This window comes from Variovorax sp. VRV01 (assembly GCF_014852545.1).
Classification (GTDB): domain Bacteria; phylum Pseudomonadota; class Gammaproteobacteria; order Burkholderiales; family Burkholderiaceae_C; genus Variovorax; species Variovorax beijingensis_A.
The window spans coordinates 36,052-50,873 of the sequence record NZ_JACVBS010000015.1 but is presented as its reverse complement, the minus strand read 5'-3'; the positions used below and the strand labels follow the sequence as shown (position 1 = coordinate 50,873).

Here is a 14,822-nt window from a genome sequence, read left to right as displayed (position 1 = left end):
CGGGGTCGTGAAGCGCAGTCTAGGCAGCGCTTCGCTGCTTGATAACCCACCATAATCGGCACAGGCTGTGCGGAATTCCAAACAATGAACGTCGACCTCGGGGATCTGAACGCCTTCGTGGCGGTGGCGGGGGCCAAGGGCTTTCGCGAGGGCGCGCGCCTGAGCGGCACCAGCGCATCGGGCCTGAGCGAGGCGGTGCGCCGGCTGGAGGCCGAGCTCGGCGTGCGGCTGCTTCACCGTACGACGCGCAGCGTTCGGCCCACGGAAGCGGGAGAACGCCTGCTCGAGCGGCTGAGGCCCGCGCTCAATGAAGTCGAGGCGGCGCTTGACGTGGTGAACGGCTTTCGCGACCGGCCGGCCGGCACGCTCAAGCTCAACGTGCCGATCAGCGCCGCGCGGCTCGTGCTGCCGTCGATCGTGCCGCGCTTCCTGGCCGCCTATCCCGACATCTCGCTCGAAGTGATTGCCGAGGACGGATTTGTCGATGTGCTGGCAGCCGGCTGCGATGCCGGCATCCGCTACGACGAACGGCTCGAGCAGGACATGGTCGCCGTGCCGATCGGCCCGCGCTTCCAGCGCTTCGCCGTGGCCGCCGCGCCCTCCTATCTCGATCGCCACGGCCGGCCGGAGCATCCGCGCGACCTGCTCGGCCACGCCTGCCTGCGCGGGCGCTTTGCCAGCGGGTCGATGCCGCTGTGGGAGTTCGAGCGCGACGGCGAAACCTTGCGCGTCGACGTGACCGGGCGGCTGATCGTGCGCATCGGCTCGTCGGCCGATCTGGCGGTGGACGCGGCGATCGCCGGCACCGGCGTGATCTACCTGTTCGAGGACTGGCTGCGGCCCCACTTCGACAGCGGCGCGCTCGAGCCGATCCTCGAACCCTGGTGGCCACGCTTCTCGGGCCCGTTCCTCTACTACCCTGGCCGCCGGCTGCTGCCGGCGCCGCTGCGGGCATTCGTGGATTTCATTCAGGGCGCGTAAGGACGACGCATTCACCATCCATGAACATCGAGCAAGCACGCGCCTCGGACGCGCACGAGATCGCCTCCGTCCTGCAGGAGGCCGCGCAATGGCTCTCCGACGGCGGCAGAGCACTGTGGTCAGGTGCGGAGATCGGCCACGAGCGCGTTCTGCGAGACGCGAGCTCGGGGTTGTTCCATGTCGCACGCGAAGGCGGGCAGTTGGCCGGCGTGATGAAGTTCGAACTGGAGGATCCCGTCTTCTGGCCCGAGATCGCGCCTGGCACCTCGGCCTTCGTTCACAAGCTGGCCGTCCGCCGGGCGTGGGCGAAGAAGGGCGTGTCGACCGAGCTGCTGACGTTTGCCAGTGCACGCGCCCGGGCTCTCGGCCGGCCATACCTTCGCCTGGACTGCGTCGCGGACCGGCCCGGGCTGCGAAATCTCTATGAGCACTTCGGCTTCGCGCTGCACAGCATCATCCAGAAGGGCGCCGTCTCGTTCGCGCGGTACGAGCTGCAGACGACACAATAGCTGCGGCAACAGGGCGGAGGCCTGGTCGCCAACGAGCGCCTGGTCGGCAAGCTCAAGGCGAGCCAGGACGAGGCGCTGCAAGACAGGCTGGGCACCGTGAGCGGGCTGGCCGCCGAAGGAATCGAGAACGCGACGGCCATGGCGCTCCTCGTCGAACGCGCCGCCCAGCGGCTGCGCTGACGGGATGGCCATGCTGCTGTACCTGCTCGATCTCGCCGGCATCGCGGTGTTTGCCATCAGCGGCGTGCTGGCGGCGGGCCACGCGGGCCTCGACTGGCTGGGCGTGATGGTGGGGCTTCCAGCAAGTAAGCCGCCCTCGCAATAACTTGGAAAGGCCGCTTCCTGGGCCTTCAGCAGTCGCCTCCGTCGATCTCGACCTCGGCCTCGCAGTTCACCGGCGCGTTCAGCGGAATGACCATTCCGATCGACGAGCGCGCATGGGCGCCGACCTCCGGGCCGAAGAGTTCGAGGATCAGGTCGGAGTAGCCGTTGGTGACGCGCGGCGTCTCGTAGAAGCCGGGCGCCACGTTGACCATTGCGAACACCCGCAGCCAGGCGGTGATGCGGTCCAGGTCTCCCAGGGCGCGCTGCAGGCTGGCCAGATGCGCCAGCGCGACCAGGCGTGCCGCGGCATAGCCCTGCTCGGGCGAAACCTCGGCGCCCACCTTGCCCAGCGGGCCGGCCAGGCGGCCGTCCGCCTGCAGCGGCACCTGCCCGGACACGAAGGCCCTTCGGGCGCGCACCCGCACCCATTCGAAAGGCAGCCTCAGCCCGGGCGGCGCCTGCAGCGGCCGAGGCAGCTGCAGGCCCATCGCGGCGATCCTGGTTTCGATGATTGCCATGTCCGTCTCCTCGAAGTTCGACCGAGCTCCTCAAGGCACCAGCGCGTCGAGTTCCGGAAGCAGGAGCACGCTCTCCTGCGCCGCCGCTTCGTTGCGCGCGCCGACGAACACGGCCGGCGTGCTGCCTCGATTCACCGCCACGTGGGGCATGCCGGCCGGGATGTACAGATAGTCCCCCGGCCGCGCCACGTCGCGCCGCTCCAGCCGCGGGCCGGTCCACAGCTCGACCTCCTCGCCGCTGACCATGTAGTGGGCCGACTCGTGCCGCTCATGCGCATGCGCCTTCGTGCGCTCGCCCGCCGGCAGGGTGACCATGCCGAGGAACAGCGAGGTGGCGCCGGTGGCCTCGGCGCTCACACCGGGCGCGTAGCGCGAACCCTGGGTGCTCGTGTAGGGAGCCGAGCCACGCACGACGAATCGGGCTTCGGTGGAAGTGCAGGCGTCCATGGTGTGCCTCCTTGGCAATTGCGGGCAACTCGCCCATAGCGGGACAATGAAGCCTCGGGGCCGGCATGTCACCGAAGCCGCGGCGAAATCTTGCGAAATCCTGCGAAACGAGCCATCCATCCACCATGACGAAGCGCTTCTCGTTCGGCCCCTTCCTGCTCGACAGCGCGCGCGGCACGCTCACGCGCGACGGCGCGGCGCTCGCCGTGGGCCAGCGCGGGCTGCACATCCTGCTGGCATTGCTCGAAGCGGGCGGCGAGCCGGTGTCCAAGGCCGAGCTGATGCGCCTGGCGTGGCCCGGGCTGGTGGTGGAGGACAGCAACCTTTCGGTGCAGGTCACTGCCTTGCGAAAGCTGCTCGGCACGCCGCCGGCCGGCGAGGCGGAGTGGATCGTCACCGTGCCGCGCCTGGGGTACCGGCTGCCCGCCGTCTCGGCGGTCGAGGACACGCAGCTCGCGCCCCTCGAGCATGGCGAGCCCGACCGCGGCGGCCGGCCCGGCATCGCGGTGCTGCCATTCACCCATCTGGGCGACGACCCCGCGCAGGAATATCTTGCCGACGGAGTGACCGAGGCGCTCATCACCGCGCTCACGCGTTTTCGCTGGTTCTCGGTGACCGGCCGCAATGCGAGCCAGGTCTACAAGCTCAAGCGGGTCGACAGCCGCACGGCCGCCGCCGAGCTGGCCGTGCGCTACCTGGTGGAGGGATCGGTGCGCAAGTCGGGTGCGCGCGTGCGCATCTCGACGCAGTTGGTCGACGCGCCGAGCGGCGGCTGTCTCTGGGCGGACCGGCAGGACTTCGCCGACGCCGACATGTTCGAGGTGCAGGACGCCATCGCACTGCAGGTGGCCGGCGCCATCGAGCCCGAGCTGCTCAGGAACGCCGGCGCCCTGGCGGCGCGCCGGCGCAGCGGCAGCGTCAGCGGCTGGGACCTCGTGGCCCGGGGCTCCTGGCTGTTCCACCACGTCACGAAGCCCACCCACCTGAAAGCGAGAGAGCTGTTCCGGCAGGCCAGCCAGATCGACGCCGAGCTCACCGAGGCGCGCCTGTGGCTCGGGCGCGTCAACGCCGGCCTCGTCGCCTATGGCTGGAGCGACGATCCGGCGGCGGACCTGCGCGAGGGCCACGCCGCCGCACTCGAGGCCGTGCAGCTCGACGAGAAGAACCCCTACGCGCACTACGCGCTGGCGATCGTCGCCGTCTACGCGGACGACTTTGCGCTCGCCCTGCGCAGTGCGCAGAAAGCCGTCGAGCTGAGCCCGAGCTTTGCACTGGGCCACCTCGTGCACGGCATGGCAGCCCTGTATTCGGGCCATGCCGGGCTTGCGGTGCAGTCCCTGGCGCATGGCCTGCGGCTGAACCGCTACGACCCGCAGAACTTCGTCTGGTACAACGTGCTGGCGCTCGCCTTCCTGTTCGACAACAAGCCCGAGGACGCACTGCAGCGCGCACTGGCCGCGCTTCAAGTCCGGCCCGCCTGGCGTCCGGCGATGCGCACCCTGGCCGCGGCCAACGCCGCATTGGGCCTTGACGAAGCGGCAGCCGCGTGGACCCGGCACTGGTCGCAAGCACCGACGACGACCGCCGATGCGCTGCAGCCACTGTGGCGATGCAACCCCCGCTGGGCGGAGGACATGCGCCGCCTGCTTCATGAGCCCGGCGAGGTGTGAAGCTCCAATAGCTTGTATCCGGTGTTCATCCGGATGGGGTTTGAGGGACTGGAAGTCGCCAAACACCCAATCCACCCAGGACGCCCAACCGCATGAACACCCATCAGCATGCCCGCCTTGCCTTTGCCCGCCGAATCGAGACGGTCAAGCAGATGACTTTGGCTGTTCGTGGCCATCGCCGATCACGCACGCATCGCCTTCACGGCCATGCATCCGGATGAGAAGAAGCGAGTTCCAGACTCTGTGACCAGAAACAGTCTATGTCGTTGATTCGCAAGGAGCGGCGACTGCCGGCACTCATGGCCATTCTGATCGGCACCATGACCGACGCCGCCGCCCGGCGAAGCCACCGCTGCGGCTCATCGCTTCGCGTTCAGGCTCTGCTCGCGGAACGCCGCCTCGCCGGCGGTGGAGATCTCGACCCACTTCTTGTCGGGCACGGCCTCTTCGGCGTAGTTGTCGTGCCAGTTCCACCACTTGTAGGTGGGCGTCTGGGGATAGCCCTCGGGCGAGTCTTCCCACACCTCCTGCCGGCCCAGCGGCGTGATGTCGAGGTAGTTCCAGGTGTTGCCCATCTGCTCGTCGCCGCGGTTGTTGAGGAAGTAGGTGCGGAACACGCGGTCGCCGGCGTCGCGGTAGAACACGTTGGTGCCGTGCCATTCGTGCACGCCGAAGTCGGCGTCGAAGCTGTCGGTGAGCGTGAACCACGGGATCTCCCAGCCCATGCGCGCCTTCAGCCGCGCAATGTCCGCCTGCGGCGCACGCGAGACGAAGACGAGGGTGGTGTCGCGGGCGTTCAGGTGGGCGACATGGGCGACCTGGTCGGCCACCATGGAGCAGCCGCGGCAGGCGTGGTCGGGCCAGCCGAACACGCCGGGCTCGAAGAAGGCGCGATAGACGATCAGCTGGCGCCGGCCGTCGAACAGCCCGGGCAGGCTGACCTTGCCTGCGGGTCCTTCGAAGGCGTAGGCCTTGTCCACGGCCATCCACGGCATGCGCCGCCGCTCGGCGGCCAGCGCGTCGCGCGCGCGGGTCTGGGCCTTTTCCTTCACGAGCAGTTGCTGGCGGGCCGCTTCCCACGCGTCGGGCGAAACGACCGGTGGCGTGTGCATGGCGGGCTGGCCGCCCTTCTGTGCGTTCTCGGTGGAAGTCGTCATGGCTTGAATCTCCTGGTTGGGCGAGAAGAAAAGTCTGGCACCGGGCGTCGAGCGGCGGGAGTAACAAGTTTGGCGGGATTGCTGCTTTCCGCGTCGGGCCCGGTTCCTGCTATCCGGTGGTTTCCCCATCGCCAGCAGAGGCCAACGCCATGACCACCCGCTTTCGCTCCACCCGCCGCACTGCGCTGCACATGCTCGCGGCGGGCGCCGCCTTGCTCGCCCTCCCCGCCTTCGCGCAATGGCCCGACAAGCCGATCAAGATCATCGTGACCTTTCCGCCGGGCGGCTCCAGCGACGTGCTGGCGCGCCTGCTGGCGGAACAGCTGTCGAAGAAGCTGGGGCAGCCCGTGGTCGTGGACAACAAGCCCGGCGCGGGCGGCACCATCGGCGGCGCGCAGGTGGCCGCGGCCGCACCCGACGGCTACACGCTGATGCTCTCGAACACCACGCCGATCGCGCTCGGCCCCTTCACGCTCGACAAGCAGCCCTACGATCCGGTGGCGGCCTTCAGCCACATCGCCTACCTGGGCGCCGCGCCGCTGGTCATCATGGCCAGCAAGCCGTCGGGGTTCAAGAGCTACGCGGATTTCGAGGCGGCCGGACGCAAGGACGGCCGCATGGACTTCGGCTCGGGCGGCCCCGGTTCGATCGGCCACATCCACGGCGAGCTGCTCAAGAAGATCACCGGAATCAACATGGTGCACGTGCCCTATCGCGGAGGCGCACCGATGACCACCGACCTGATCGCCAACACCATTCCGGTGGGCATCGACGTCATCACCGCGTACGTGCCCTTCTTCAAGAGCGGACAGCTCGTGCCGCTGGCCGTGACCGGCGCCCAGCGCTCGCCGCTGATGCCGGACGTGCCAAGCATCGCTGAACTCAAGCAGCCGAAGCTGGTGCTCGAGAACTTCTTCGGCCTGTCCGGACCGGCCAGGCTGCCGGAGGACGTGGTGGCGCGGCTCAACGCGGCCTGCAACGAGGTGCTGGTGATGCCCGAGATCCAGAAGAAGCTCACCGAACTGGGCATCGTGGCCAAGCCCGAGACCGTCGCCGCATTCAACGGCTTCGTGAAGGAGCAGGTGAACGTGCTGGGCCCGACGGTCAAGGGCGCGGGGATCAAGCTCTAGCCAGGCAGGCCCTCAGCGCTTGCGCGGCGCCGCCCAGGCGGCCAGCACCTCGGTGGCTTCATCGGCCAGGTGCTGCTGCGCCGGCATCTTGCGCAGGGCCAGCGGCGCGCCCGCTTCCGCCCGGAGATCGTCCACGTCGATCGGGTGGCGAGCCGCGGCCGGCAGCCCGTCGAAGGCCTGGCCCGCCTGTTCCATGGAGGCGGCGTAGAAGAGTTCGCGGATGCCGGCGATGCGCATCGCCGCCACGCACAAGGCGCATGGCTCGCACGAGGTGTACAGGTCGCAGCCGGCAAGGTCGACGCTGAGCAGCCGCCTGCAGGCATCGCGGATCGCCTCGACTTCGCCGTGCGAGGTCGGATCGAAGTTCGCCACCGAGTGGTTGAGCCCCTCGCCGACGACCTGCCCGTCCTTCACGACCACGGCCCCGAACGGCTCGGTGCCGGGCGTTTCGAGGGCCTTGGCCGAAAGCGCCAACGCCCGCCTCATGAAAGTTTCCTGGTACATCGCCTTCCTTCTCCTCGTGTGGGATGGCAACTTCAATGCGAGGCTGCCAGCCAGGCTGATTTGGTCGATTCAAGGCGCAGCTTGCAGTGGATCGAGGTCCAGCACAAGATGGTTCGCAGACCGCTCCTCCTTCCGTGTGGGCGCGAGCCAGAATTACAGTCCGCGTGCACCTGACGCGAGGAAGCCGCCGTCGACCGGCATGGAGATGCCCGTGACATAGCGCGCATCGTCCGACACCAGGTAGACCACGGCCGAGGCGATTTCCCCGCAGGTGCCGTAGCGGTTCATCGGGATGGCCTTCGAGTACTCCGCGCGGAACCGGGCCGTGTGCAGCGCCTGCGTCATCGGCGTATCGACCGGACCCGGCGACACCGCGTTGGCCGTGATGCCGTGCTCGGCCAGCTCCACCGCCATCTGCCGCGTCAGCGCGATCACGGCGCCCTTGGACGTGCCATAGGCGGTGCGGCCGCTGCCCACGGCCCGCATTCCGGCGACAGAGGCTACATTGACGATGCGGCCCCACCCTCGCTTCAGCATCAGGCGTGCCGCCGCCTGCGAGCACAGCAGCGTGCCCGTGACGTTGACGTTCATCGTCGCCAGGAAGTTGTCCAGCGGGAAGTCGAGGAAGGGGAAGACTTTGGCGATGCCGGCGGAGTTGACCAGGATGTCGCAGCGGCCCTGCTCGCGCTCGACCTGCTCGAACGCAGCGGCGATCGACTCCGGCTTGCCGACGTCCAGCCGGAGCGCGCTCGCCCGGCCGCCTGCGGCGTGCAGTTCGCCCGCCGTGGCCTGCGCTGCATCGAAGTCGAGGTCTGCCACGAGCACCTGATGACCGAGGGCTGCCAGGCGGGCGCAGACCTCGGCGCCGATGCCCTTGGCACCCCCGGTGACCAGGGCGACGCGTGTTTCGGAAGTGTGTGTCATATCAAGGATGGAGTGACGGTTTACAGGAAGCCGATCGAGATCCACGGCAGCGCCGCGACGATCACCAGGCCGATGAACAACGCGAGCATGTAGGCTCCGATCGGTCGAATGCCCTCGTCGGGATTGACGCGGCCGATCGCGCAGGCGGCGTAGTAGCCCACGCCGAAAGGCGGCGCGAACAAACCGAGGCCCATGGCGAGGATGACCACCATCGCGTAGTGCACCTCGTGGATGCCGACCGCCCTGGCAATCGGAAACAGCAGAGGGCCGAACAGCACGATGGCCGGGATGCCTTCGAGCACGCTGCCCAGCACGATGAAGGCGATGACGGAGACCGCCATGAAGCCCGCGGCCCCGCCGGGCAGCGCGCGCATTGCTTCGCTGAGCGTGTGCGAGAAGCCCGATTGGGTCAGCCCCCAGGCCATCGCGGTGGCTGCGCCGATGATCAGCAGGATCGAGCCTGACAGGCTGGCGGTGTCGACGAGCATCGGATAGATCCGCTTCCAGTCGAACTGCCGGTAGATCAGCAGTCCGGCGACTACCCCGTATGCGATGCCGATGGTTGACACCTCGGTGGCCGTTGCGATGCCCTCCACCACCGCGGCACGGATGATGAACGGCAGTGCGATGGCCGGCAGCGCGATCACGAACGCCCGGCCGATTTCCGTGCGGCTGGCGCGCCGCACGCCGCTCAGGTCTTCATGCCGGTAGCGCGCCCACACCACCGCCACCAGCGTCGCGGCCAGCACCAGGCCGGGCAGCAGGCCGCCGGTGAACAACGCGGCGATCGACACGCCGGTGACCGAGCCGATCGTGATCAGCACGATGGACGGCGGGATGGTCTCGGTCTGCGCGCCGGTGGCCGACAGCAGCGCGACGAGGTCGCCTTCCTTCGCGCCGCGCTTCGTCATCTCCGGGAACAGCACCGGCGCGACGGCCGCCATGTCGGCCGCCTTCGAGCCGGAGATGCCGGAGACGAGGTACATGGCACCCACCAGCACGTAGTGCAGGCCGCCGCGCACGTGGCCCAGCAGGCTGGCGAGGAAGGCCACCATCGCACGCGCCATGCCCGTCATCTCGATCAGTTGGCCGAGGAAGACGAACAGCGGCACCGACAGCAGGATCAGGTGGCTGACGCCTTCATCCATGCGGCCGACCACGATGAGCACCGGCGTGTGCGTGGTCAGCATCACGTAGCCGAGCGTGGCCAGGCCGAAGGCGAACGCAATCGGAACGCCGGCAAACACCGCCCCGGCGACGACGACCACGAAGAAGACCACCAGGTTGGTGTTGCCGAGCTGTCGCCACACGGGCTGCAGCAGGGTCATCACTGCGATGATCGCGACGACCAGCCCGACGGCCGCCGCCACCTGGCGCGGCCGGCCCACCGCGGCCAGCCGCAGCACCGCCAGCAGCGCCATCGCGCCGAAGCCCGCGGCCATCGCGGCGACGCGCCAGGAGTTCTGGAGGTCGAGCGCCGGCGTGCGCATCATGGCCTCCTCCACCGCGTACTCCCACGCATGCGGCAGGATGAGCAGCAGGAACGCCAGTGCCGCCGTGGTGGCCAGCACGTCGAGAAAGGCGCGCCTGGAAGGGTCGAGCTTGCCCACCACCGCCGTCATGCGCATGTGCTCGCCACGCTGGAAGGCCACCGCCGAGCCGAGCATCGCCAGCCACAGGAACAGGATCGAAGCGACCTCGTCCGACCAGATCAAGGGGTGATGGAACACGTAGCGCGCCACCACGCCGGCCAGGAGCACGGCGATCTCGGCGGCCACCAGCAGGGCGACGGGCACGCCGAGCAGGCGGCCGAGCCCCTGCTGCGCGCGTGTCGCCCAGGCCGCGACGACCCCGCGCTGCGGGTTGTCGTCGGAAATCGAGGCGGCGTGCATGTCAGCCCAGCCTGCCGGTATGTTTCTCGAGCAGGGCCCAGGCCTCCTCGCCGTACTTCTGCTTCCACTCGCTGTAGAAGCCGGAGGCCGTCAGCCGCTCGCGGAAGGCGTCGAGCTTCGGATCGTTGAAGGCCAGTCCCTTGGCGCTCAGTTCGGGCCGCAGCGACGCGTTGAGCTTCGCACCGTCGGCGCGCATGTCCAGTGCGGCCTGGTTCAGGTGCTTGGCGACGATCGGCCGAGCCTTCTCCGGCATGCGCTCCCAGAGCTTCCGGTTGGTCATGCACCACCAGCCGTCCCACATGTGGTTGGTCATGGAGCAGTACTTCTGCACCTCGTAGAGCTTGGCGATCGAGATGATCGTCAACGGGTTCTCCTGGCCATCGACCACCTTGGTCTGCAGCGACGAATAGGTCTCGGCAAAGTTGATGGACGCCGGCGCCGCGCCGAGGTGCTTGAACAGCGACGTCCACAGCGGGCTTACCGGCACGCGCATCTTCAGCCCCTTCAGATCGTCCGGCGTGTTGATCGGCCGCACGCTGTTCGTGATCTGCCGGAAGCCGGAGCTCCACACGGTGTCCATCGCCATCAGGCCCACCTTGGGAAACTGTGCACGCAGGAACTTGCCGAGATCGCCGTCCAGCGCCTTGTTCACGGCCTCGTCGTTCGCCCATGCGAAACCCAGGCCCCACATCGAGGAGATGGGAACGAGCTGCGACAGCACGTTCACGCCCGAGACGGTGAAGAACTCCAGCCCGCCGGCGCGCAGCTGCGAGAGCATGTCGGCGTCGTTGCCGAGCTGATTGTTGGGGAAGACGTTGATCTGGATCTGGCCGTCGGTGTCCTTCAGGATGCGCTCGCTGGCCTCCATCGCGCGCACGTTGAGCGGGTGCGTGGCCGGCACGTTGGTGCCGAATTTGTAGGTGAACTCGGCGGCATGCGCGAAGCGCGGAAGCACCAGCGCCGGAGCGCTGATCAGTGCCGCGCCCGTTGCGAGGGCGCGGCGGCGGTTGATCGATGTCATGGTCGAGTCTCCTGTCGGTCAGTGAAGTGGTTGACGAGCGTCGGCCGTGCCGCGCAGCGCCTTGACGAAATAGTCGGGCTGGCCCATCTGGCCGCCCTTGAGCGCAATCTCGAGCTGCGCCAGGTGCGGCTCGCGCGAGATGGCGCGGCACAGCGGTGCGCCCGGAGCAAGCCGTGCGACCACGCGCAGCGCCTTCGGTGCGAGTCGCTGTGTGATGTGGCTGGAGGTGTCGCCGCCCGACAGCAGCAGTCGCCGAATCGGATGCGCGCGCAGCAGCGTGTCCACCAGCTCACCCAAACGCTGTCCCAGCAGGCGGCCACCTTCGTGGCGGGCCTGCTCGCGGCTCATGCCCTGGCCGGCCAGCGCGGCCAGCATCGCCTCGATGCGCGGATCCTGCGGACCGCGCGCGCTGTGCAGCATCACGCTGCGGCCGGCGCGCAATGCGAGCAAGGCGTGTTCAGCGAGACGGGCGACTTCCGCACCCGGGTCGCGCGCAGCGACCAGCGCGGCGGCATCCACGGCCAGCTCGACGAAGCCATCGGCCAGCGCCGCATCGATCTGCAGCGCGCTCAGCGGTGAAGCACTGCCCGAGACGGCCAGCACCTGGGGCACGCCGCCAAAACATTCGTGTGCAGCCGGGGTGGCCGGGAGCACGCCAGCCTCGCGCCACCACTGTGTCAGCGCGTACTCGAGCCCCGAGCCACCGACGCAGAACAGAGGCGTCTTGCGGCCGCGCACCAGACCGTCGAGCAGCCGGCCGGTCTCCGTGAGTTGCTCGGCGGTCGTGCCGTCGATCAGCACCGCGCCCCCCGCTGTCGCGTCGACCAGCCGATGAAGCTCGGTCGCCATCGCCTCGCGTTCGAGCGTGAACAGCGGCAGGTTGAAGCCGGCAAGGCGCATCGAGGTCTGCGCGCCGATATGGCGCGTCAGATCGGCCTCGTGCATCGGCGTGACCGGGTGCACGCTCATGATCGGATGGCGATCGATGCGATGCACGCGCCCGTCGGTGCCGGAGCGGGCGAACAGGTTGCCGAAGGCGCAGTAGCGGCCCAGCGCCGGTGTCGCCGCCACGATCGGGATCGCGGTGTCGCCGAAGGATGCGCGCGACAGCGCCATCACATGGCCGATGCTTCCGATGGCCGGCGAGCTGTCGAAGGTCGAGCAGACCTTGTAGTGCACCAGCGGGACGGGCAGCCTCGACATCGCGGTGAGCACGGGAAGAAGCTGCTCGTCCATTTCTGGCGGCGACATCGCGCGGCTCGCGCCTGCCACGCCGATGGCATCGAAGGAGCCCAGTTCATGCAGCGTCTGCTCATCTGGCACTTCGAGAAACAGCGCGCAGTCGAGACCGGCGAAGGCCAGGACCTCGAGCGCATCGGTGGAGCCGGTGAAATCATCACCGTAGAAGGCCAGCTTCAACATGCGCGCCTTACAGGTTGCCGAAATGAACCAGCGCGCGTCGAAGCGCGGGATGCGATTCGGCGTATGTGCCGAGCCCGATGCCTGCCACCGCCGCCTCCCAGCCCTCGCGCATGCTCGCCATGCCGGCGGCGATACCGTCGGGGTGGCCGATGATTCCTCCCCCGGCCAGATGCATCAGGTCGACGGCGCCGAGAGCGCCATACAAGTCGGGGGCCAAGCCCGCCCACTGCCCTGACGAGAAGACCGGCATCAGCGGCTGCAGCCCGGCCCATGGCGACAGGCACGCGCGGGCGGAGGCGACCACCGAATCGTCGGGCTCCCAGAACTTGCTGCGGATGCCGTTGACATGCAGGTGGTCCACCCCCGCCATGCGCCACAGCTTCTGGTAGGCCTGAAACGAGAAGCCGAGCCCCGGATGGCGTGTGAGCGCGCCCCAGCCGTTGCGGTGGCCGTGGATCGGCAGTTGGGCGTGGCGGCGCAGGTGCTCGACGGCCGCGAAGCCGACCCAGTTGACGCTCACCATCACGCAGCTGCCGCCCGCGGCCAGCACGGCGTCGTGGCGGCGCAGCATCTCGTCGACCGAGCCCGAGATGTTGATCGCGTACATCGGCATCCGGCCCAGGCGGTCGGCATGGCGCTGCAGCACCGGCATGACGGCGCGCAGGCGCTCGTCGAACGGCGCATACGGCGGATCGGCCATCAGCTCGTCGTCCTTGATGAAGTCGATGCCAGCCGCGCAGAGGCTGTCGACCAGCTCGGCTGTCTGGACTGGCGTCAGGCCGATGCTCGGCTTGATGATGGTGCCGATCAAAGGCCGGCCGTGGACACCGGCAAGCCGTCGCGTGCCGGCAACGCCGAACGCCGGGCCGGCGAACCGGGCGGCGTAGTCAGGCGCAAGGTCCAGGTCCAACAGGCGCAAGCCGGTGACTTCCCCAAGCTCGTACAGGTTGCCAGCCACCGTGGCCAACAGGCTGGACAGGTTGGCGCCGACATTGGCGACCGGGAACGCGATCTCGATCTCGGCACGATGGAACACACCACCGTGCGGCCGACGATCGACGTACGCGCTGGGCAGCGTGGGCTGCAGCGCCGGCGCGAGCGGTTCGATGCGCACGACGCGGGCGCGCGAGCGCTCCTTCAGTTCGTCTGTCTCGCCCGGCAGCGCGAGGAAGGTGCCGCTGGATTGCTCGCCGGCGATCACCTGCGCGATCTTCTCGGAGGCGACCGAGCTTTCGACGAAGTAACGGGCGCTAAACTCGGCGCGGGGGGCTGGATTGGCCATGGGGTTGTGAGGTTCTCTCTTGACTGACCCGAACAGTAGTTGAGCTCGCCCTATGTGCCAAACGATATGATCTCCCCGCGCTGTGATGAAAGCTCACATGACATCCGGGTTGACCCGAAGTAGGCGACTGCAGCATGACCACGTCCCATCGTCTTTCGCTGAACGCGTTGCGCGCGTTCGAGGCGACGGCGCGTCTGCGCAGCTTCAGCGCTGCGGCCGAAGAGTTGTCGGTCACGCATGGCGCGGTGAGCCGCCACATCCGCATGCTGGAAGACTCGTTGGGTTTGGCCCTCCTCCAGCGCACCGCACAGGGTGCGATACCGACGGCCGAGGGGCAGCGGCTGGCGGAGGGACTCTCGACCGCCTTCGGCCTGATTCAATCGAGCGTCGAACAACTGAAGCCCGGCCCGCTCACGCTGGCGTGTTCCGAGTCGATCATGATGTACTGGCTCATCCCTCGGCTGAACCGCTTCAAGGAGGCCCATCCGGACGTCGAGCTTCGCTTCAACATGAGCCATGGGCCGATCGACTTCGCCCGCGACAGCGTCAGCGTGGCCATTCGTCTGTCATCGATCGAGCCTCCCAAGGATGTCGTGCGCACGGACGTCGCGAATGAGTGGATCGGGCCGGTCTGCTCGCCCGAGTACCTGCGCCACAAGCGGATTGAGTCGGTCGAAGATCTCGCTCGTGCACGGCTGATGGTCTCGCGCACCCGTCCGACGGCCTGGGCCGACTGGGCCAGTTGCAGCGGCCATTCGAAACTGGCGTTGCACGTCGACGAGTCTTTCGACCATTTCTATCTGCTCATCCAGGGCGCCCGCTGTGGCTTGGGCCTGGCCAACGTGCCGCGCATGCTTGTCCGTGACGATCTGACGAGCGGCACGTTGGTGGCGCCGCTTGCATTTGTGCGCGGTCCGAACCGGCTGTCGATCTGGGTTGCGCCTCACCTCAGCCGCCGACCGGATGTGGTCAAGCTGGTTGACTGGCTGCACGACGAATTGCGTGGGACGGAGCCGTAACTCGCCGTCCTCGGTACGACCG

Annotated in this window: 15 protein-coding genes; 6 read left to right on the top strand and 9 right to left on the bottom strand. The window is 68.2% G+C overall.

Annotation, left to right across the window (positions count from 1 at the left end; translation table 11 throughout):
• Positions 1-84: 84 nt before the first annotated feature.
• The 3 genes from IB278_RS23905 (at position 85) to IB278_RS23895 (ending at position 1,815) form a co-directional block, all read left to right on the top strand.
• Entirely contained in the window at positions 85-981 is an 897-nt protein-coding gene (locus IB278_RS23905) for a LysR family transcriptional regulator (RefSeq protein WP_192325886.1), read from the top strand.
• A 20-nt stretch (positions 982-1,001) separates the two neighbouring features.
• Positions 1,002-1,490, top strand: a complete 489-nt coding sequence (locus tag IB278_RS23900; RefSeq protein WP_192325884.1) for a GNAT family N-acetyltransferase — start codon at positions 1,002-1,004, stop codon at positions 1,488-1,490.
• Positions 1,491-1,674: 184 nt separating this feature from the next.
• Complete coding sequence (locus tag IB278_RS23895; RefSeq protein ID WP_225613120.1) at positions 1,675-1,815, top strand: TRIC cation channel family protein; 141 nt, start codon at positions 1,675-1,677, stop codon at positions 1,813-1,815.
• A gap of 25 nt (positions 1,816-1,840) precedes the next feature.
• Here the strand turns inward: IB278_RS23895 and IB278_RS23890 are convergent, their stop codons facing one another.
• Both IB278_RS23890 and IB278_RS23885 read right to left on the bottom strand, forming a co-directional pair.
• A complete protein-coding gene (locus IB278_RS23890; protein WP_192325882.1) occupies positions 1,841-2,332 on the bottom strand; it encodes a RidA family protein in 492 nt (163 codons plus the stop codon).
• A 30-nt stretch (positions 2,333-2,362) separates the two neighbouring features.
• Entirely contained in the window at positions 2,363-2,779 is a 417-nt protein-coding gene (locus tag IB278_RS23885; RefSeq protein ID WP_145747088.1) for a cupin domain-containing protein, read from the bottom strand.
• A gap of 125 nt (positions 2,780-2,904) precedes the next feature.
• Here IB278_RS23885 and IB278_RS23880 point away from each other — a divergent pair, with 125 nt between their 5' ends.
• Positions 2,905-4,449 (top strand): winged helix-turn-helix domain-containing protein, encoded by a 1,545-nt coding sequence (locus tag IB278_RS23880; RefSeq protein ID WP_192325880.1) that lies wholly within the window; start codon positions 2,905-2,907, stop codon positions 4,447-4,449.
• Between the two features lie 359 nt (positions 4,450-4,808).
• Here the strand turns inward: IB278_RS23880 and IB278_RS23875 are convergent, their stop codons facing one another.
• Positions 4,809-5,606 carry a DUF899 domain-containing protein gene (locus tag IB278_RS23875; RefSeq protein ID WP_192325878.1) on the bottom strand — a complete coding sequence of 266 codons (798 nt, stop codon included), beginning with the start codon at positions 5,604-5,606 and terminating at the stop codon, positions 4,809-4,811.
• Between the two features lie 149 nt (positions 5,607-5,755).
• Between IB278_RS23875 and IB278_RS23870 the strand changes: the two genes are divergently transcribed.
• The gene (locus tag IB278_RS23870) at positions 5,756-6,736 is read left to right on the top strand and encodes a Bug family tripartite tricarboxylate transporter substrate binding protein (RefSeq protein WP_192325876.1); all 981 of its coding nucleotides are present in this window, start codon (positions 5,756-5,758) and stop codon (positions 6,734-6,736) included.
• A 12-nt stretch (positions 6,737-6,748) separates the two neighbouring features.
• Here IB278_RS23870 and IB278_RS23865 read toward each other — a convergent pair whose 3' ends face one another.
• The 6 genes from IB278_RS23865 to IB278_RS23840 form a co-directional block, all read right to left on the bottom strand.
• Entirely contained in the window at positions 6,749-7,222 is a 474-nt protein-coding gene (locus IB278_RS23865) for a nucleoside deaminase (protein WP_225613119.1), read from the bottom strand.
• 171 nt (positions 7,223-7,393) lie between these two features.
• The gene (locus tag IB278_RS23860; protein ID WP_192325872.1) at positions 7,394-8,164 is read right to left on the bottom strand and encodes an SDR family NAD(P)-dependent oxidoreductase; all 771 of its coding nucleotides are present in this window, start codon (positions 8,162-8,164) and stop codon (positions 7,394-7,396) included.
• Between the two features lie 20 nt (positions 8,165-8,184).
• The gene (locus IB278_RS23855; RefSeq protein ID WP_145747093.1) at positions 8,185-10,056 is read right to left on the bottom strand and encodes a TRAP transporter large permease subunit; all 1,872 of its coding nucleotides are present in this window, start codon (positions 10,054-10,056) and stop codon (positions 8,185-8,187) included.
• Position 10,057: 1 nt separating this feature from the next.
• Positions 10,058-11,077: a TRAP transporter substrate-binding protein gene (locus tag IB278_RS23850; protein ID WP_145747094.1), complete on the bottom strand. Its 1,020-nt coding sequence runs from the start codon at positions 11,075-11,077 to the stop codon at positions 10,058-10,060.
• 18 nt (positions 11,078-11,095) lie between these two features.
• On the bottom strand, positions 11,096-12,499 hold the full coding sequence (locus IB278_RS23845) for a four-carbon acid sugar kinase family protein (protein ID WP_145747095.1): 1,404 nt from the start codon (positions 12,497-12,499) through the stop codon (positions 11,096-11,098).
• A 7-nt stretch (positions 12,500-12,506) separates the two neighbouring features.
• The gene (locus tag IB278_RS23840; RefSeq protein WP_192325869.1) at positions 12,507-13,781 is read right to left on the bottom strand and encodes a ribulose-bisphosphate carboxylase large subunit family protein; all 1,275 of its coding nucleotides are present in this window, start codon (positions 13,779-13,781) and stop codon (positions 12,507-12,509) included.
• Positions 13,782-13,915: 134 nt separating this feature from the next.
• On the opposite strand from IB278_RS23840, the gene IB278_RS23835 reads away from it, so the two are divergent.
• Positions 13,916-14,800: a LysR substrate-binding domain-containing protein gene (locus tag IB278_RS23835; protein ID WP_145747097.1), complete on the top strand. Its 885-nt coding sequence runs from the start codon at positions 13,916-13,918 to the stop codon at positions 14,798-14,800.
• Positions 14,801-14,822: the final 22 nt, after the last annotated feature.